This is a genomic window from Pseudomonas sp. GNP012, assembly GCF_054343835.1.
The window spans coordinates 4,289,377-4,306,357 of sequence record NZ_JBTGUU010000001.1 but is presented as its reverse complement, the minus strand read 5'-3'; the positions used below and the strand labels follow the sequence as shown (position 1 = coordinate 4,306,357).

At 59.4% G+C, this 16,981-nt stretch carries 18 protein-coding genes; 8 read left to right on the top strand and 10 right to left on the bottom strand.

Annotation, left to right across the window (positions count from 1 at the left end; all coding sequences use genetic code 11):
• Positions 1 to 13: 13 nt before the first annotated feature.
• The 6 genes from ACXX83_RS19385 to metG all read right to left on the bottom strand — a co-directional run bounded on the left by ACXX83_RS19385 (position 14) and on the right by metG (position 5,911).
• Positions 14 to 598, bottom strand: coding sequence for an Rnf-Nqr domain containing protein (locus ACXX83_RS19385; protein WP_458549375.1), 585 nt, complete (start codon positions 596 to 598; stop codon positions 14 to 16).
• A complete protein-coding gene (locus ACXX83_RS19380) occupies positions 591 to 1,202 on the bottom strand; it encodes an RnfABCDGE type electron transport complex subunit G (protein ID WP_217836273.1) in 612 nt (203 codons plus the stop codon). Before ACXX83_RS19380 ends, ACXX83_RS19385 begins: the two co-directional genes overlap by 8 nt.
• Positions 1,199 to 2,185, bottom strand: coding sequence for an RnfABCDGE type electron transport complex subunit D (locus ACXX83_RS19375; RefSeq protein ID WP_217836272.1), 987 nt, complete (start codon positions 2,183 to 2,185; stop codon positions 1,199 to 1,201). The genes ACXX83_RS19380 and ACXX83_RS19375 overlap by 4 nt, the downstream gene beginning before the upstream one ends.
• Complete coding sequence (gene rsxB / locus ACXX83_RS19370; RefSeq protein ID WP_458549374.1) at positions 2,172 to 3,185, bottom strand: electron transport complex subunit RsxB; 1,014 nt, start codon at positions 3,183 to 3,185, stop codon at positions 2,172 to 2,174. Before rsxB ends, ACXX83_RS19375 begins: the two co-directional genes overlap by 14 nt.
• Positions 3,182 to 3,751, bottom strand: coding sequence for an electron transport complex protein RnfA (locus ACXX83_RS19365; protein ID WP_458549373.1), 570 nt, complete (start codon positions 3,749 to 3,751; stop codon positions 3,182 to 3,184). The genes rsxB and ACXX83_RS19365 overlap by 4 nt, the downstream gene beginning before the upstream one ends.
• 108 nt (positions 3,752 to 3,859) lie before the next feature.
• Positions 3,860 to 5,911 (bottom strand): methionine--tRNA ligase, encoded by a 2,052-nt coding sequence (metG, locus tag ACXX83_RS19360; protein WP_458549372.1) that lies wholly within the window; start codon positions 5,909 to 5,911, stop codon positions 3,860 to 3,862.
• A gap of 222 nt (positions 5,912 to 6,133) precedes the next feature.
• Here metG and apbC point away from each other — a divergent pair, with 222 nt between their 5' ends.
• Complete coding sequence (gene apbC, locus ACXX83_RS19355) at positions 6,134 to 7,228, top strand: iron-sulfur cluster carrier protein ApbC (RefSeq protein WP_015096679.1); 1,095 nt, start codon at positions 6,134 to 6,136, stop codon at positions 7,226 to 7,228.
• A 141-nt stretch (positions 7,229 to 7,369) separates the two neighbouring features.
• On the opposite strand, the gene ACXX83_RS19350 is transcribed toward apbC, so the two are convergent.
• On the bottom strand, positions 7,370 to 8,128 hold the full coding sequence (locus ACXX83_RS19350) for an SDR family oxidoreductase (RefSeq protein ID WP_458549371.1): 759 nt from the start codon (positions 8,126 to 8,128) through the stop codon (positions 7,370 to 7,372).
• A gap of 166 nt (positions 8,129 to 8,294) precedes the next feature.
• Here ACXX83_RS19350 and ACXX83_RS19345 point away from each other — a divergent pair, with 166 nt between their 5' ends.
• The 4 genes from ACXX83_RS19345 (at position 8,295) to groL (ending at position 11,807) form a co-directional block, all read left to right on the top strand.
• The gene (locus tag ACXX83_RS19345; RefSeq protein WP_458549370.1) at positions 8,295 to 9,026 is read left to right on the top strand and encodes a HugZ family pyridoxamine 5'-phosphate oxidase; all 732 of its coding nucleotides are present in this window, start codon (positions 8,295 to 8,297) and stop codon (positions 9,024 to 9,026) included.
• A gap of 66 nt (positions 9,027 to 9,092) precedes the next feature.
• On the top strand, positions 9,093 to 9,569 hold the full coding sequence (locus ACXX83_RS19340) for an FxsA family protein (protein ID WP_015096676.1): 477 nt from the start codon (positions 9,093 to 9,095) through the stop codon (positions 9,567 to 9,569).
• Positions 9,570 to 9,817: 248 nt separating this feature from the next.
• Positions 9,818 to 10,111 carry a co-chaperone GroES gene (locus ACXX83_RS19335; RefSeq protein ID WP_007985847.1) on the top strand — a complete coding sequence of 98 codons (294 nt, stop codon included), beginning with the start codon at positions 9,818 to 9,820 and terminating at the stop codon, positions 10,109 to 10,111.
• A 49-nt stretch (positions 10,112 to 10,160) separates the two neighbouring features.
• Positions 10,161 to 11,807 carry a chaperonin GroEL gene (groL, locus tag ACXX83_RS19330; protein ID WP_015096675.1) on the top strand — a complete coding sequence of 549 codons (1,647 nt, stop codon included), beginning with the start codon at positions 10,161 to 10,163 and terminating at the stop codon, positions 11,805 to 11,807.
• 204 nt (positions 11,808 to 12,011) lie between these two features.
• On the opposite strand, the gene ACXX83_RS19325 is transcribed toward groL, so the two are convergent.
• The 3 genes from ACXX83_RS19325 to ACXX83_RS19315 form a co-directional block, all read right to left on the bottom strand.
• Positions 12,012 to 12,836 carry an IS3 family transposase gene (locus ACXX83_RS19325; protein WP_256582901.1) on the bottom strand — a complete coding sequence of 275 codons (825 nt, stop codon included), beginning with the start codon at positions 12,834 to 12,836 and terminating at the stop codon, positions 12,012 to 12,014.
• An 8-nt stretch (positions 12,837 to 12,844) separates the two neighbouring features.
• Positions 12,845 to 13,147 (bottom strand): transposase, encoded by a 303-nt coding sequence (locus ACXX83_RS19320; protein WP_458548453.1) that lies wholly within the window; start codon positions 13,145 to 13,147, stop codon positions 12,845 to 12,847.
• Between the two features lie 100 nt (positions 13,148 to 13,247).
• Entirely contained in the window at positions 13,248 to 13,991 is a 744-nt protein-coding gene (locus tag ACXX83_RS19315) for a phosphatase PAP2 family protein (protein ID WP_458549369.1), read from the bottom strand.
• A 217-nt stretch (positions 13,992 to 14,208) separates the two neighbouring features.
• Here ACXX83_RS19315 and colR point away from each other — a divergent pair, with 217 nt between their 5' ends.
• The 3 genes from colR (at position 14,209) to ACXX83_RS19300 (ending at position 16,978) form a co-directional block, all read left to right on the top strand.
• Positions 14,209 to 14,892 (top strand): two-component system response regulator ColR, encoded by a 684-nt coding sequence (colR, locus tag ACXX83_RS19310; RefSeq protein WP_007985839.1) that lies wholly within the window; start codon positions 14,209 to 14,211, stop codon positions 14,890 to 14,892.
• A complete protein-coding gene (locus ACXX83_RS19305; protein WP_217836266.1) occupies positions 14,882 to 16,156 on the top strand; it encodes a sensor histidine kinase in 1,275 nt (424 codons plus the stop codon). The genes colR and ACXX83_RS19305 overlap by 11 nt, the downstream gene beginning before the upstream one ends.
• A 153-nt stretch (positions 16,157 to 16,309) precedes the next feature.
• Positions 16,310 to 16,978, top strand: a complete 669-nt coding sequence (locus tag ACXX83_RS19300) for a class I SAM-dependent methyltransferase (RefSeq protein ID WP_458550216.1) — start codon at positions 16,310 to 16,312, stop codon at positions 16,976 to 16,978.
• The last annotated feature ends 3 nt before the right edge of the window (positions 16,979 to 16,981 follow it).

The following is a 16,981-nucleotide window of genomic DNA, read 5'->3' as shown; positions in this document are numbered from 1 at the left end:
TCCTCGTAGGCAATCAATGTGTGGGATTGGGGCGCCAGCTCTGCCAGGCGGCGATCAGCAGTCCGAGCAGAATGAACCCGCCAGGGACCAATGTGGCCAGGCGCAGACCACCATCGGCCACCAGCACCCAGCCTTGCCAGTCAGTTTGCGTTGCACCGGACAGCCACGATAGTCGGTTTCCAAGGGTTGCGTTGCCGATGAGTTCGCGCAACAGTCCCATAGCGATCATCAACGTGACAAACAAGCCACTGAGTCGCAGGCGCTGGCGCCAGCTGTTCTGAAAGAACCCGGTGTGTTCCAGTACGACGCACTGCAAGGCGATCATGGCGCCATAAAACCCCAGATGCTGCTGCCATTGCAGCGACCAGACTTGTGCCGTGAGCTCCGCGCAACTGGTGAGCGTGGCGGCCAACAGAACGCTGGCCGGCAAGCGGGCAGCCGGGACCAGTCGGGATCGCAGGGCGCCCATGGCCGGACTGAACAACCAGGTCACCACCATGAACATCAGGCACAGGCCAAGTGCGGCCATCAGCGAGTGGGTGGCACCGATCAGCGGCGTCAGCATCAGTGCGTTGCGCAGAGTGGATGAGTTATCCATGGGCAGGGTTCCCGAGCAGTTGTTGCCGGTGTTCATCAAAGTAGCGCAAGGCATCGTGCACGGCATTGATCACTGCTCTTGAGGTGATGGTCGCGCCTGCGATCTGATCGAACTGCCCCTGATCCTTTTTTAGCGCCCAACCGCTGTCACCGGGCTCTGTTCGGGATTTTCCGGAAAAAATCTGCAGCCAGCCATTGGGCCAGTCGGCGATCCGTGCCCCCAGCCCAGGTGTTTCCGCCTGTTTGAGGGTTTTGACGCCCAGCAACCTGCCATTGGCATCGACAGCGATCATTAGCTCGATGGCACCGGTGTAGCCGAGGGTTTGACTGCGCAGCAACACCGCGACGGGGCGGTCGCCCCGTGTCGCCAGGTAGCCACCCAGCAAGGTGCTGTCTGCCAGGGTGGTTGTATCGATCCTGATGGGGTGGTCGAGTGGTTGATTGTCGTAGCTGTCTGAAGGTATGAGGTCCAGCAGATTCTGGCTGTCGAGCAGACGCTGTTCGGCTGCAATGCGCGGCGCGCTGCCGAGTTGCACGAAGTACGTCACGCCCATGCCCAGTGCGGCCAAAAACACCAGAAGCGTGATGCTTGATGCCCGGCTCATGACACCTCCGGCTGTTGTCTGGCTGCCACGAACCGCTCCAGCGCCGGCACACACAGGTTCATCATCAACACTGCAAAGGCGATGCCGTCCGGATAGCCGCCCCAGGTACGAATCAGATAAGTCAGGAGCCCGACGCCGACGCCGAACAGCAGTTTTGCTCCAGGGCTTCTGGCGCCAGATACCGGTTCGGTGATGATAAAGAACGCCCCGAGCATGGTTGCACCGGTCAGCAGGTGGAACAGCGGCGAGCCATGGGAGTCGGAGCCCGACCCGTTCCAGCACAACAGGCTGATGACGAACAGGCTGGCCAGCATGCCGACCGGTGCATGCCAGCTGATCACCCTTCGTTGCAGGAGAAACATTCCGCCCGCCAGAAACGCCAGGTTGACCCACTCCACACCGCGTCCACCGTAGTGGCCGAATGCCGGATTGCCGGCAAACAGTTCATCCATGGTCAGGCTTTTGTTGACCCGCAGGCTGTCCAGTGCCGTGGCCTGCACCCACGCATCCGGTGCCTGGCCGACACCGAACACTTGCTGCAAGCCACTCAACAGGTCCATGCCATGGGGCGATGGCCAATGGGTCATGGGTTGGGGAAAGGCCACCAGCACCAAAGCAAACCCGAGCATCGCCGGGTTGAAGGGATTTGAGCCGACGCCGCCATACAGGTGCTTGCCAAAGATCATCGCAAAGGCTGTAGCACTAAGGGGCAGCCACCATGGGCAGTAAGGCGGCAGCGCCAGAGCCAGCAAGGTGGCACTGACCAGCGCGCTACCGTCACTCAGGGTTGGCCTCAGCGGTTGCTTGCGCCATTGCACGATGGCAGCTTCAATGGCCAGCGCAGCAGCGGCCGCCAGAACCAGGTTGATCAACACGCCCCAGCCGTATAGCCAGAACGCTGCGAGCACTCCCGGCAGCACGGCCAGCAGCACCAGCTTCATGGCCTGCTGCAGGCGCTCATCAACGGTTTCAAGGGCTGGCATGGGCGTTCACCTGGCGTTCGGCTTCGCCGAGTGCGCGCTCCAGGGCTTCGATTTGCTCCGCCGGTGCTTCGTTGGCCTGAGCCTTCTTGAGTTCGGCACGGCGCATGGCCAACTGGATCTTGGCCCGCTTCAGATCGGCATCATTTGACGACACCGTTGCGACCGTCGGCGCAGTGGCAGGTGGCGCGGCGCTTTCCAGTTGCACCAGGATTTGTTCGGCGTCTTCGAACTGCTGTTGCAGGACAATCAACTGCGATTGCTGTTCGAAGGTCGGTGGATGTCCGAAGGCTTTCAGCGATTTGTGCAGCTGTGCCCGACTCATCGCCACATCGATCTTCGCCTTTTTCAGCGCGGCATCGGCAGTGGCGGCTTTCTGTGCGCGGACTCGCTCGAGGGCAGCCTGTACCGGGTCGACTGCCGCTTCGCTAGGTTGCGTGACACGTTGCCGGGCCTGGCGTTCGGCGATTTTCTGCTGCTCTTCGCGCTGCAAGCGCGCATTGCGCTGTTCGAAGCGGCGCCGCGCGTGATCGCGCTTGAGGGCTCGGGCCTGCCGCGCTTGCGGTGTGAGGGCCAGGCCCCCGACCACCGGCAATACAGTGTCCAGCGGCAGCGGGCGCATTTCGATGCAGTCCACCGGGCAGGGTGCTACGCAGAGGTCGCAACCGGTGCACTCATCGATGATCACCGTGTGCATCAATTTGGCCGCCCCGACGATGGCATCGACCGGGCAGGCCTGAATGCACTTGGTGCAACCGATACACTCGGCTTCGCGGATATAGGCAATCTGCGCAGGTGCCGAGCCGCGAGTGATGTCCAGTTCCAGCACCGGCACCTTCAGCAACTCGGCCAGGGCCGCGATGGTTTCGTTGCCGCCGGGCGGGCATTTGTTGATCGGCTCGCCACTGGCAATGCCTTCGGCGTACGGTTTGCACCCGGGGTGGCCGCACTTGCCGCATTGGGTTTGCGGCAAGAGTGCGTCGATGAGTTGAATCAGACTCATGTTTTGATCAGTCCGCTGAATCCGAGAAAAACCACTGCGATCAGGCCGGCACCGATCAGGTCGATCGGCAGGCCACGAAAGGGCAGGGGCACATCGTTGTCGAGTGTGCGTTGTCGCAGGTCCTGGAACAGACTCAGCACCAGCCAGAATCCCAGGCCGGCACCCAGGCTAAGGGCCGTGGCGTGAAACAATCCTTTATCTTCCTGGGCATTGAGCAGCGCCACCCCGAGCACACCAGCGTTACCCAGCAGCAATGGCCAGAGTCCCTCGAATGTCAGCGTCGAAAATAACCGTGCCAGCACGGTCAGTAACGGAGCGATCAGCAATACACTCAATGGCAGGAACACGAACAGGTGCAGCGACGTCAGTTGCAATGGGACCAGCAGCCAGTGGTAGAGCGCATAGCCGAGGATGCCGACAATCAGCATCAGGCACGTGGTCGCAATGCCCAGCGCATGGATTTGCCGACGTTCGCTGCCCAATAGCGGATCGACGCCCAGCGGCCAGTGCAACACGAAGTTGTTGATCAGGGCTGCACTGATAAGCGTCAAAAGCGTTTCGGTCATGATCGTCCATATCCGATGCTGGATAACTCTGTGGGAGTCAGTATGGGCCAGACATGAAAATCCCACAGTCGCGCCAGGCACGACTGTGGGATCGATTTGCCGCAGATCTTACTTGATGCGCTGACCCGGCTTGGCGCCGCTGTCAGGGCTGAGCAGGTAGATCTCTTCACCGCCAGGACCGGCTGCCATCACCATGCCTTCGGAGATGCCGAACTTCATTTTCCGTGGCTTGAGGTTGGCGATCATCATGGTCAGGCGGCCATCGAGCTTGGACGGATCCGGGTAGGCACTCTTGATCCCGGAGAACACGTTGCGTTGCTCGTCACCAATGTCCAGAGTCAGGCGCAGCAGCTTGTCGGCACCTTCCACGTGTTCGGCCTTGACGATCAGCGCGACGCGCAAATCGACTGCCGCGAAGGTGTCGAACTCGATTTCCGGCGACAGAGGATCCTTGGCCAGTTCGCCATTGCCGGCAGGTGCGGCTTCGCCGGTGTCGGTCTGGCTGGCGGTCAGGTCTTCTTTCGAGGCGTCGGTCATGGCTTGTACCTTGACCGGGTCGATGCGGGTCATCAACGGCTTGAACTCGTTCAACTGATGGTTGGCGAGCAAGGTCGCGTGGTCGTTCCAGGTCAGCGGTGCGACGTTGAGGAACGCCTCGGCGTCGGCGGCCAGCAGCGGTAGCACAGGCTTGAGGAAGATCACCAACTGGCGGAACAGGTTGACGCCGGTGGCGCAGATCGCCTGGACTTCATCCTGCTTGCCTTCCTGCTTGTTCAGCGACCACGGAGCCTTGTCGGCGATCCAGGCGTTGGCGCGGTCGGCCAGGCCCATGATCTCGCGCATGGCGCGGGCGAAGTCGCGGGCTTCGTAGGCATCGGCAATGCCTGGCGCGGCGGCCAGGAATGCTTCGGTCAACTCAGGCGCGGCGTTGGTGTCGACCATCACGCCGGCATTGCCTTTGTGGATGAACCCGGCGCAACGGCTGGCGATGTTGACGACCTTGCCCACCAGGTCGGAGTTGACCTTCTGCACGAAGTCCTCGAGGTTCAGGTCGAGGTCGTCGACGCCACGGCCGAGCTTGGACGCGTAGTAGTAGCGCAGGTATTCCGGCGACAGGTGATCCAGGTAGGTGCGGGCCTTGATGAACGTGCCGCGGGACTTGGACATCTTCTGGCCGTTGACGGTCAGGTAGCCGTGCACGTTGATCCCGGTCGGCTTGCGGTAGCCGGCGCCTTCGAGCATGGCTGGCCAGAACAGGGCGTGGAAGTTGACGATGTCCTTGCCGATGAAGTGGTACAGCTCGGCGGTGGAGTCCTTGCCCCAGAACGCGTCGAAGTCCAGTTCCGGCGTGCGGTTGCACAGGTTCTTGAAGCTGGCCATGTAGCCGATCGGCGCATCCAGCCACACGTAGAAGTACTTGCCCGGCTCGTCGGGGATCTCGAAACCGAAGTACGGCGCATCGCGGGAGATGTCCCACTGTTGCAGGCCGGCATCCAGCCATTCGGCGATCTTGTTGGCCACGGCATCCTGCAGGGTGCCGCTGCGGGTCCAGGTTTGCAGCATGGCCTGGAAGTCCGGGAGCTTGAAGAAGAAGTGCTGGGAATCCTTGAGCACCGGGGTGGCGCCGGAGATCGCCGACTTCGGATCCTTCAGGTCGGTTGGCGCGTAGGTCGCGCCGCATTTTTCGCAGTTGTCGCCGTATTGGTCTTCGGTGCCGCATTTCGGGCAGGTGCCCTTGATGAAGCGGTCGGCCAGGAACATTTTCTTTTCCGGGTCGAAATACTGGGTGATCGAGCGCGTGGCAATGTGCCCGGCGTCACGCAGCTTCAGGTAGATCTGGCTCGACAGCTCACGGTTTTCTTCGGCGTGAGTGGAGTGGAAATTGTCGAAGTCGACCAGGAAGTCGGCAAAGTCGGCGCTGTGTTCAGCCTGGACGTTGGCGATCAGTTGTTCCGGGGTGATGCCTTCCTTTTCCGCGCGCAGCATGATCGCCGAACCGTGGGCGTCGTCGGCGCAGACATAGATGCATTGATTGCCGCGGTGCTTCTGGAAGCGCACCCACATATCGGTCTGGATGTATTCCAGCATGTGGCCAAGATGGATCGAACCATTGGCATAGGGCAGGGCGCTGGTGACGAGGATCTTGCGTGGCTCGGACATGGGGCTCGGCTACTTGATGAAACGGAGGTCGGCCACTATAAAGCGCCGGCGCATATTTTTCATCCTGTGCACCTGTTTCATTGGATGAGTAACAGGAGAAAGATCAAAAGATCGCAGCCTTCGGCAGCTCCTGCAGGGGGCACTTGTAGGAGCTGCCGAAGGCTGCGATCTTTTGAGGTACGATACCCAACATTTTTTCCAGTCCTGTTTTCGGAGTTGCCCATGAGCGCCGTCAATCGCGCAGCGGTGGAAGCCGTCCTTCGCCAATACACCGACCCTTACCTGAACCAGGACCCGGTCAGCGCCGGGTGCGTGCGCAACATCGACATCCAGGGTGACCGCGTCAGCGTCCAGCTCGAATTGGGTTACGCCGCCGGTCTGTTCAAGAGTGGCTGGGCGCAGATGCTGGAAATGGCCATTCAAGGTCTGGATGGCGTGTCGAGTGCAAAAGTCGATATCACCAGCGTGATTGCCGCGCACAAGGCCCAGGCGCAGATCCCGGGGCTGGCCAACGTCAAGAACGTGGTTGCCGTGGCGTCCGGCAAGGGTGGCGTGGGCAAGTCCACCACCGCGGCCAACCTGGCCCTGGCCCTGGCCCGCGAAGGCGCCAAGGTCGGGATTCTCGATGCGGACATCTACGGTCCGAGCCAGGGCATCATGTTTGGTATCCCGGAGCGTACCCGTCCTGAGGTCAAGGATCAGAAATGGTTCGTTCCGCTCAAGTCCCATGGCGTCGAAGTGATGTCCATGGCCTTCCTCACCGATGACAACACACCGATGGTCTGGCGTGGACCGATGGTCTCCGGCGCCTTGCTGCAACTGGTGACCCAAACTGCGTGGGGCGACCTGGATTACCTGGTCATCGACATGCCGCCGGGTACCGGTGATATCCAGTTGACCCTGGCGCAGAAAGTGCCGGTGGCCGGTGCAGTCATCGTGACTACTCCGCAGGACCTGGCCTTGCTGGACGCGCGCAAGGGCGTGGAAATGTTCCGCAAGGTCAACATTCCGGTGCTGGGCGTGGTGGAAAACATGGCCGTGCACATCTGCTCCAACTGCGGACATGCCGAGCATCTGTTCGGTGAGGGCGGTGGCGTGAAGCTGGCCAACCAGTATGGCGTCGAGCTGCTGGCCTCGTTGCCGCTGTCGATGGTCATCCGCGAACAGGCCGATGGCGGCAAGCCGACGGTGATCGCCGAGCCTGACAGCCAGATCGCCATGGTTTACCAGGAGCTGGCGCGTCATGTCGGTGCGCGGATCGTATTGCAGGAGGCTTTGACGCCGGCGATGCCGAATATCAGCATCAGCGACGATTGATGATCTGAAATGCTTTCCCCTGTGGGAGCGGCGGTGCGACGATTCGACTTGCTCGCGAATGCGGTGTGTCATTCAACAAATGGTTGACTGATCTAACGCATTCGCGAGCAAGCCCGCTCCCACATTTGTTTTGTGGTGCCTTTAGATCCGCAACCCGCCATCCATCTCCAGAATCCGACCGGTGTAATAGTCGTTCTCGAAGATGTAAGCCGCCGAATGGGCGATTTCCTCAGGTTTGCCCATGCGCTTGAGCGGAATGCCGGCGGTCATTTTTTCCAGCGCATCAGGCCTCATGCCCAGGGTCATTTCGGTTTCGATGAAGCCCGGTGCAATGCCGGCCACGCGAATGCCGTAGCGTGCCAGTTCCTTGGCCCAGGTCACGGTCGCCGCAGCGACACCGGCCTTGGCCGCCGAGTAGTTGGTCTGGCCGACGTTGCCAGCACGGGAAATCGACGAGATATTGATGATCGCGCCACTGTTGTTCAGCTCGACCATTTTCGCTGCGACTTCACGGGTGCACAGGAACACGCCGGTCAGGTTGACGTCGATGACTGCCTGCCACTGGGCCAGGCTCATCTTGGTCATTTCGCCATCCTTGACCTTGAGCAACAGGCCGTCACGCAGGATCCCGGCATTGTTGATCAGGCCGTGGATCGCGCCGAAATCTTCGGCAACCTGGGCAACCATGTGGGTCACTTGCTCTTCGTTGGCGACGTTACACAAGTAAGCGCGGGCTTCGACACCCTTGGCCTTGCAGGCCGCGACGGCAGCGTCGAGCTTTTCCTGGTTGAGGTCGACCAGGGCGAGTTTCGCGCCCTTGCCGGCGAAATACTCGGCCATGGAACGACCTAAACCCTGGCAACCGCCAGTGATAATGATTACTTTGTCAGTGAGTTGCATTCGCATGTCCCCCGGTAGCAGGTCTGAGTGGTTTCCTTGTAGAGAGCCTCTCGATCTGCGCCTGACGTGGCCCGGCTACACATGAGAACTGCCCCCGATGGCATGCTGGGACTTTCACCAGCAGCTTGTCCGTTTTTATGACGGATTCTATCTAAGGAGTCATAAATTGAGCGTTGAAGCGGCTAAGCATGCACGAGAATTGCTCCTCAAGGAATACCGTGGAGTGCTCTCGACGCACTCCAAGTCAATGCCCGGTTTTCCGTTCGGCTCTGTGGTTCCGTACTGCCTGGACGAGCAGGGCCGGCCGCTGATCCTGATCAGCCGCATCGCCCAGCACACCCATAACCTGCAGAAAGACCCGAAATGCTCGCTGTTCGTGGGCGAGCGTGGGGCTGAGGATGTCCAGGCCGTTGGTCGCCTGACCTATCTGGCGCAAGCGCAGCAACTCGAAGACGAAGCCGCCATCGAAGCCGCTTCCGAGCGTTACTACCGCTATTTCCCGGACTCGCAGGGTTATCACAAGGCCCACGATTTCGACTTCTGGGTGCTCAAGCCGGCGCGCCACCGTTACATCGGCGGTTTTGGCGCGATTCATTGGGTCAACGACCTGACCCTGGCCAACCCGTTCGCCGGCAAGGCCGAACTGAGCATGGTCGAGCACATGAACGCGGATCACGCCAAGGCCATCGCCCATTACGTCGAGCTGGCCGGTCTGCCGAAGAACGTGCCGGCGCAAATGGCCGGTATCGATACCGAAGGCATGCACCTGCGTATCGGCCAGAGCCTGTACTGGTTGCCGTTTCAAGCGCCTTGTAATACGCCGACACAAGTCCGCGAAGCCTTGGTTTCTCTGGCTCACGCTGAACATTGGCCGAAAAATGAAGTGGCCGACGCTTGAATTCACGAAACGGCGACGTCATCTAAGGTGAACTGGCAAGGCATTCTTGCGTTGAGGAACCATTTGATGCGCCCTTTTTTGTTGCTCTTTCTGCTGTTCCCGGTGTTGGAGCTGTTCGTATTCGTCAAGGTGGCAGGGTCCATCGGGTTTTTCCCGGCCCTGCTGCTGATCATTCTCGGTTCGATGTTCGGTGTGTTCGTGCTGCGCATCGCCGGCCTGGCCACGGCCCTGCGTGCCCGTGAAAGCCTGAACCGCGGCGAGTTGCCGGCCCAGACCATGCTCGAAGGCCTGATGCTGGCATTGGCCGGTGGACTGCTGATTCTTCCGGGTTTCATCAGCGATGTGATCGGCCTGTTCCTGCTGCTGCCGTTCAGTCGCCGTCTGCTGGCGGGCAAGATGCGCCAGCGCGCCGAAGAGCAGGCCATGCGTCAGCGAGCGTTCGCCGACGACCTGCAGGCACGCGGCGGTCCAGCCCCCCGCGAGCCGTTGGGGCGTGAACCGAATGTGATCGAAGGCGAGTTCGAACACCGCGATACCAAGTAATACGCCCATCGACACGGCACCTTCGGGTGCCGTGTTCGTTTGCGGGGCATCGACCTGAAAAATTTTCGCTACCCGCCCTTGTAATAAGCTTATGCGCCCTTATGTAACGGTCACCGCAAGGTTTCTGGCGAACACGCCAGACAGACTTCCGCGGTTCGCTTGACGAACCGCAACCGGCACCGCCGGCCTTTGTTAAACCCGCCGGGACTACACCGGCCGATGAAAACCACAATTAGGAGAGATCGACAATGAAGCTTCGTCCTCTGCATGACCGCGTCGTCATCCGTCGCAGCGAAGAAGAAAAGAAAACCGCTGGCGGTATCGTCCTGCCAGGTTCGGCTGCTGAAAAAGCCAACAGCGGCGAAATCCTCGCTGTAGGCACCGGCCGCGTACTGGAAAACGGTGAAGTGCGTGCACTGTCCGTGAAAGTGGGCGACAAGGTTGTGTTCGGTCCTTACTCCGGCAGCAACACTGTGAAAGTCGACGGCGAAGACCTGCTGGTAATGAGCGAGAACGAAATCCTCGCTGTTATCGAAGGCTGATTCCCCGCTCATTTTCCCGCTACTTCAAAGTATTTAAGGAATATCGATCATGGCTGCTAAAGAAGTTAAATTCGGCGATTCCGCCCGCAAGAAAATGCTCACCGGTGTCAACGTCCTGGCTGACGCAGTAAAAGCGACCCTGGGCCCGAAAGGCCGTAACGTGATCATCGAGAAGAGCTTCGGCGCTCCGACCATCACCAAGGACGGCGTTTCCGTAGCAAAAGAAATCGAACTGGAAGACCGTTTCGAAAACATGGGCGCGCAGCTGGTCAAAGACGTTGCCTCCCGTGCCAACGATGACGCAGGCGACGGCACCACCACCGCTACCGTTCTGGCTCAGTCGATCGTCAACGAAGGCCTGAAAGCCGTCGCTGCCGGCATGAACCCGATGGACCTCAAGCGTGGTATCGACAAAGCGACCATCGCGATCGTCAAAGAACTGAAAGCCCTGTCCAAGCCATGCGCTGACACCAAGGCTATCGCTCAGGTAGGCACCATCTCCGCCAACTCCGACAACTCCATCGGCGACATCATTGCCGAAGCCATGGAAAAAGTCGGTAAAGAAGGCGTGATCACCGTTGAAGAAGGCTCGGGCCTGGAAAACGAACTGTCGGTTGTTGAAGGCATGCAGTTCGACCGTGGCTACCTGTCCCCGTACTTCGTCAACAAGCCAGAGACCATGGTCGCTGAGCTGGACGGCCCGCTGATCCTGCTGGTCGACAAGAAGATCTCGAACATCCGCGAAATGCTGCCAGTGCTGGAAGCCGTTGCCAAAGCCGGCCGTCCACTGCTGATCGTGGCCGAAGACGTTGAAGGCGAAGCCCTGGCGACTCTGGTTGTGAACAACATGCGTGGCATCGTCAAAGTCGCAGCCGTCAAGGCGCCAGGCTTCGGCGACCGTCGCAAGGCCATGCTGCAGGACATCGCCGTTCTGACCGGCGGTACCGTGATCTCCGAAGAGATCGGCCTGAGCTTGGAAAGCGCAACCCTGGAAAACCTGGGCAGCGCCAAGCGCGTGACCCTGTCCAAGGAAAACACCATCATCGTTGACGGTGCTGGCGTACACGGCGACATCGAAGCACGCATCACTCAGATCCGTGCCCAGGTTGCCGAGACTTCCTCGGACTACGACCGTGAAAAACTGCAAGAGCGCCTGGCCAAGCTGTCCGGCGGCGTTGCAGTGATCAAGGTTGGCGCTGGTTCCGAAGTTGAAATGAAAGAGAAGAAAGCCCGCGTTGAAGACGCCCTGCACGCTACCCGTGCAGCCGTTGAAGAAGGCGTGGTACCTGGCGGTGGCGTGGCACTGATCCGTGCCCTGGAAGCTATCCTGAACCTGAAAGGCGACAACGCTGACCAGGACGTAGGAATCGCTGTACTGCGTCGTGCCATTGAAGCACCGTTGCGTCAGATCGCTGCCAACAGCGGTGACGAGCCAAGCGTTGTGGTCAACGAAGTCAAGAACGGCAAAGGTAACTTCGGTTACAACGCTGCGACTGGCGAATACGGCGACATGATCGAAATGGGTATCCTGGACCCAACCAAGGTAACCCGTTCCGCTCTGCAAGCTGCATCGTCGATCGGCGGTCTGATCCTGACCACCGAAGCCGCTGTTGCTGAAGCACCGAAGAAAGACGGCGGTGCTGGCGGCGGTATGCCAGACATGGGCGGTATGGGCGGCATGGGCGGCATGATGTAAGCCAGCCTTACCCCTGTACGAAAAACCCCGCCTGCGAAAGCAGGCGGGGTTTTTTATTGCCGGGAATTTGAAAGGCGCCTCGGTCTAGTGTGGGAGCGGGCTTGCTCGCGAAAGCGATGTGTCAGACAACATGTTTGTTGAATGTTGAACCGCTTTCGCGAGCAAGCTGAACTGGTCAACTAATTTTGGACACCAGTTACGGTTTCATGCCGCCAGCTTCTCCATAGCTACCGGCGACCGGTAGTCGTTGTAGCTATGGAGCCTGACGTTGTTGTAACGCATCACATAACGCTGCACATCCACCCGCGCCTCATGTTCCGAGCGGTAGCCATCTTCTGGTACCCACTCTGACTTGAGGCTTCCAAAGAAACGCTCCATCGGAGCGTTGTCCCAGCACTCACCTTTGCGACTCATGCTTTGCAGGAGGCCATGTTTGCGCATTTCTTTCCTGAATTTATGACTGGTGTATTGGCAGCCCTGGTCAGAGTGAAACAGCACCTCTTTTGGCCGGCCTCGCAGGTCGACCGCCATCCGCAACGCTTCGCAGGTCAGCGTGGCATCGGAAATCATCGAAAACGACCAGCCCACGATCCTGCGGGCAAACAGATCCAGCACCGCCGCGAAATACATCCAGCGCGTGCCGACTTTGATGTAGGTCACATCGCCGCACCACACTTGGTTAACCGCCGTGACATCAAACTTGCGCTTGAGCACATGCGGCGCCACCAGCGCCTCAACGCCGGAAGATTTGTACTTGTGCCGCCGCCGTTGATGACTGGCAACACCGGCTTCGCGCATCAAGCTACGAGCCATATGGCGCCCGACACGGTGCCCCTTGGCTTGCAGTTCCTTGGACAGGGTGCGAGACCCGGCGGACGCTCTGGATTCCTTATGATGCTTGACCAGCACGGCCTTAAGTTTCTCCCGTTCAGGATTCACCTTGCCCTGGCGCTGACGCCAGGCGTAAAAGCTGCTGCGGGTGACTCCAAACGCCCGACAGCAATTGTTAACGCCGTACTGCTCGTCCAGCTCATTGATCAGCGAGAATGATCTTTGGAGTCCAAAAGCAGGAGAGCACTGGCCTTTTTTAGGATTTCAATGTCCAGGTCTTTTTGCCTGAGCAACGCTTTGAGCTGCTGAATCTCCCGCTGATCGGCGGTGATTGCCTTGGCCCCCAACGGGGTCGAACCCAAGCGTTCTTTGCGAACCTGGTCGACCCAACGGCGCAAGGCCGTAGGGCCAATATCCAAACTGGCACAAACATCGGGAACTGACTGGCCCTCGTCCAGCACCATGCTGGCGGCCTTGAGTTTGAACTCACTGGAATAAGATTTACGCATATCCAAACACCTCAGATTTGGGCGCCATCATAGCGCCCGATTGAAGTGTCCAAAATCATTAGGCCAGTTCAAGCCCGCTCCCACATTTTTGATCTGTGTTTCAGGCACTCACCGGTTGTGCTTTGGCAACAGCGTCGGCTCGGGAAGCAGGCCGATACAGAATCCAGTAATACGACCCCAGGCAAATCAGCCAGCAGAACACCGCCGTCCACACGTTATGTGAGAAAAAGTGTGCGCCCTGCATCATCCGGCTGATGGAAAACACCGAACCCAAGGCAAATGCAAAGACAAATGCCGCACGGGCCATGCGCGGGCGACGGTCACGCAGCACGAAGAACAATGCAAACAGGGTGAAACCGGTCGCAGCATGGCCTCCGGGCCAGCAACGTCCAGGCTTATCGGTATGCGGGCGAGGGCTCAACAGTTCGCTGTACGTCTCATGGCCGCCGAACTGCTCCAGGCTCCATGGGCATTGCACCGCCGTCACTGCTTTCATTGGCGTTACAAACGACGTCGCCAGCCCCAGCGAGAGCACCAGGCAACCCAGTTCGCGCTTGAACGGTTTGAGCCTGGCCATGTAGAACGAGGCGATGAAGCCGAGGATGGCAAACACAGAGAAGGCGATGACTACTTGCTTGGCGCGATCGTGCAGGATGTCCTCGAGAAAGTAACTGTGGCGTCCGATGAATTCCCCGGCGACCGGGTCGAAAAACAGCCTGGCCAGGTCCATATCCAGACTGGTCAATTCGAGCAACACCAGAATGATCGCGACAACGGCAGGGACTCCAAGGCACACCCAGAAATTGAGCGGGCGAGGAGCGGGGCGGACTAGGGTCGAAACCATGCGAGTTCCTTGGTCGGTAGAGTGTTCTGAAAGGCGCAGCCGCGCAGAGTTTGAACTCGCTTATGTCGTCAACCTGTGAGTCGATAGTGAAAAAGTCGTTAATGCCGCAAACGTTTGATTTCAACGGTTACAGCAGCATGCAATCCTAGCCCTGAGCCACACTTGGCCTTAAGCTGCGCGGGCCATGACGGTCGTTACTGTGGACGGAGAGATGCCCATGCGAATTCTATTGGTTGAAGACAACCGCGATATCCTGGCCAACCTGGCCGATTACCTGGGACTCAAAGGCTATACCGTGGATTGCGCGCAGGATGGTCTGTCTGGCCTGCATCTGGCGGCCACCGAGCATTACGACTTGATCGTGCTCGATATCATGTTGCCCGGCATCGATGGCTATACCTTGTGCAAGCGCCTGCGCGAAGATGCCCGGCGCGAAACGCCGGTGATCATGCTCACGGCCCGCGATCAACTGGACGACCGTCTGCAGGGCTTCAAGTCCGGCGCCGATGATTACCTTATCAAGCCGTTTGCCCTGTCTGAACTGGCGGCGCGTATCGAAGCGGTCATGCGCCGGACCCAGGGCGGCGGGCGGCGGACTCTGCAGGTCGGCGACCTGAGCTATGACCTCGACACCCTGGAAGTCACCCGCGAAGGCCGATTGCTGAAACTCAACCCGGTCGGCCTGAAATTGCTGGCCGTGTTGATGCAGAAAAGCCCGCATGTGTTGCGTCGTGAAATTCTTGAAGAGGCGCTGTGGGGGGACGACTGTCCGGACAGCGACAGCCTGCGCAGTCATGTCCACCAACTGCGTCAGGTGATCGACAAGCCGTTCGCCAAGCCGTTGCTGCAAACCGTTCACGGCGTGGGGTATCGCCTGGCCGAGGGGCGTGATGGAGTTTAAGCAGAGCCTTTCCCAACGAATCATCATTGCCTTTGCGTTGATGAGCGCACTGGTGGCGGGTGCCTTTGCCATGGGCATCGTCGCGACGGTGCACCTGGTGGAGGAAAAACTGATTTCGGCAGGCCTGGGCGGTGATTTGCAGCGCCTGTTGCTGATGGACAATGTCACGGACTGGAGCCATCGCCCCGAGCCGGACCAATTGTTCTACTTCAGCAACGGGCCAGGCGATTTCAGGTTGCCCAAGGATTTGCGCCATCTGGAGCCGGGTTTTCACGAAGTCTTCCGTGAAAACCTGTCGTACCACGCCATGGTCGAAATCGTCGACGGCCGACGTTACGTGCTGATGCAGGACCAGAGCGACTTCGAAGAGCGCGAGCGGGTGCTGTTTGCCGTGGTGCTGGTGGGGTTCGTACTGAGCCTGGCGCTGGCGGTGTTTCTCGGCTGGGTCCTGGCACGCAAGGTCATGGCGCCGGTGGTGCGGCTGGCCCGGCAGGTACGCCATCGCGATCAACTGCTCGGCCTGGCCCCACCTTTGGCCCCGGATTATGCCGCCGACGAAGTGGGCGAATTGGCCGTGGCCTTCGACGCTACCCTCGGGCGCTTGCGTCAGGCCCTGACCCGTGAGCGCTTGTTTACCAGCGACGTCAGCCATGAATTGCGTACGCCCCTGATGATATTGGCCAGTTCCTGCGAGTTGTTGCTGGAAAACCCCGGTCTCGATCAGCGTGGCCGTGCCCAGGTCGAGCGCATCGCCCGGGCCTGTGAAGAAATGCGTGAGCTGGTGCAAACCTTCCTGATGCTGGCCCGTGCCCAGCGCGAAGACGCCGGCATGTCGCCGCAACAGCCACTGGGCCAGGTGGCCGAGGGCCTGGTCGCTCTGTGGCGCGGACCCATTGAAAGCAAAGGGTTGAAGCTGATCTTCGAACCGGGCAGCCCTGAGGCCAGGAGTTACAACGCGACGCTCCTGCACGCGGTGATGGGTAACTTGCTGCGCAACGCCTTGCATTACACCGAACGGGGCTTCATTCGCCTGAGCCTGACGGGCACGGGATTTCTGGTCGAGGACAGCGGTGTGGGCATTCCCGAGGAAAAGCGCGAGGCGATGTTCGAACCCTTCGTTCGGGGCACTGAAAAACGCGGGGAAGGCTTGGGCCTGGGGCTTTCACTGGTGCAGCGGATCTGTGAAAACCAGGGCTGGAGCGTCAGCCTGACTACGATGGAGCCCAGTGGCTGCCGTTTTCAGGTGGAGCTCTCCCGAACTTGATCTGTTGAGTCCGTCGTCCAGAAAACCCTATCAATTCAGTAAAACCCTGTAATAATTCCGGGTTTCCCATAACGATATTTTCACAAATGGATGACCAGTCACCGACACCACAAAATCTAAGGTAGTTGCATCAGAAGTTCAGGAGACCTGATGATGGACGGCCCGATCAAACTCGAGTTTTCAGAGAAGTACGACGATCAACACGCGCAGCGCTATTTGCGCAAACATCAGGAAGGTCTCGGTCGTCGATTGTCCCATTGGCGTGACGAACAACTGGCGCGCAAGGCGCTGGCCTTGGTTGGCGAGCCTGGTCTGGTCCTCGATTTGCCTTGTGGTGCAGGGCGTTTCTGGCCCTTGTTGGCGGAAAAATCCAACCGTGTGATCATCGGTGCCGATAACTCGAAGTCCATGCTGAAGGTCGCAACCCAGGCGCAACCGGCCGATGTGGTGAAGCGGGTACAACCCTTGCACACGTCTGCATTCGACATCGCCTTGCCGGACAACGCCGTCGACAGCATTTTTTGCATGCGCTTGCTCCACCACATCGGTGAAGCCGGGCATCGCATGGCTATTTTGCGTGAATTCGAGCGGGTTTCCCGCGACAGCGTGATCCTTTCGCTGTGGGTCGATGGCAACTTCAAGGCCTGGAAACGCAAGCGTTCGGAGAATTCCCGTGGGCAGGAAGGTTACCAAAACCGGTTTGTGTTACCGGCCGCTACCGTAGAGAAGGAATTTGAGCAGGCGGGTTTCCGAATCCAGGAACAACTGGACTTTTTGCCGCTCTATGCCATGTGGCGAGTTTACGTATTACGCAAGAGGTAACAG

What these genes read in the sequence shown, in the direction of transcription:
- ACXX83_RS19385 (WP_458549375.1), bottom strand. Translation starts at nt 598, where the DNA reads ATGGATAACTCATCCACTCTGCGCAACGCACTGATGCTGACGCCGCTG.
- ACXX83_RS19380 (WP_217836273.1), bottom strand. Translation starts at nt 1,202, where the DNA reads ATGAGCCGGGCATCAAGCATCACGCTTCTGGTGTTTTTGGCCGCACTG.
- ACXX83_RS19375 (WP_217836272.1), bottom strand. Translation starts at nt 2,185, where the DNA reads ATGCCAGCCCTTGAAACCGTTGATGAGCGCCTGCAGCAGGCCATGAAG.
- rsxB (WP_458549374.1), bottom strand. Translation starts at nt 3,185, where the DNA reads ATGAGTCTGATTCAACTCATCGACGCACTCTTGCCGCAAACCCAATGC.
- ACXX83_RS19365 (WP_458549373.1), bottom strand. Translation starts at nt 3,751, where the DNA reads ATGACCGAAACGCTTTTGACGCTTATCAGTGCAGCCCTGATCAACAAC.
- metG (WP_458549372.1), bottom strand. Translation starts at nt 5,911, where the DNA reads ATGTCCGAGCCACGCAAGATCCTCGTCACCAGCGCCCTGCCCTATGCC.
- apbC (WP_015096679.1), top strand. Translation starts at nt 6,134, where the DNA reads ATGAGCGCCGTCAATCGCGCAGCGGTGGAAGCCGTCCTTCGCCAATAC.
- ACXX83_RS19350 (WP_458549371.1), bottom strand. Translation starts at nt 8,128, where the DNA reads ATGCAACTCACTGACAAAGTAATCATTATCACTGGCGGTTGCCAGGGT.
- ACXX83_RS19340 (WP_015096676.1), top strand. Translation starts at nt 9,093, where the DNA reads ATGCGCCCTTTTTTGTTGCTCTTTCTGCTGTTCCCGGTGTTGGAGCTG.
- ACXX83_RS19335 (WP_007985847.1), top strand. Translation starts at nt 9,818, where the DNA reads ATGAAGCTTCGTCCTCTGCATGACCGCGTCGTCATCCGTCGCAGCGAA.
- groL (WP_015096675.1), top strand. Translation starts at nt 10,161, where the DNA reads ATGGCTGCTAAAGAAGTTAAATTCGGCGATTCCGCCCGCAAGAAAATG.
- ACXX83_RS19320 (WP_458548453.1), bottom strand. Translation starts at nt 13,147, where the DNA reads ATGCGTAAATCTTATTCCAGTGAGTTCAAACTCAAGGCCGCCAGCATG.
- ACXX83_RS19315 (WP_458549369.1), bottom strand. Translation starts at nt 13,991, where the DNA reads ATGGTTTCGACCCTAGTCCGCCCCGCTCCTCGCCCGCTCAATTTCTGG.
- colR (WP_007985839.1), top strand. Translation starts at nt 14,209, where the DNA reads ATGCGAATTCTATTGGTTGAAGACAACCGCGATATCCTGGCCAACCTG.
- ACXX83_RS19305 (WP_217836266.1), top strand. Translation starts at nt 14,882, where the DNA reads ATGGAGTTTAAGCAGAGCCTTTCCCAACGAATCATCATTGCCTTTGCG.
- ACXX83_RS19300 (WP_458550216.1), top strand. Translation starts at nt 16,310, where the DNA reads ATGGACGGCCCGATCAAACTCGAGTTTTCAGAGAAGTACGACGATCAA.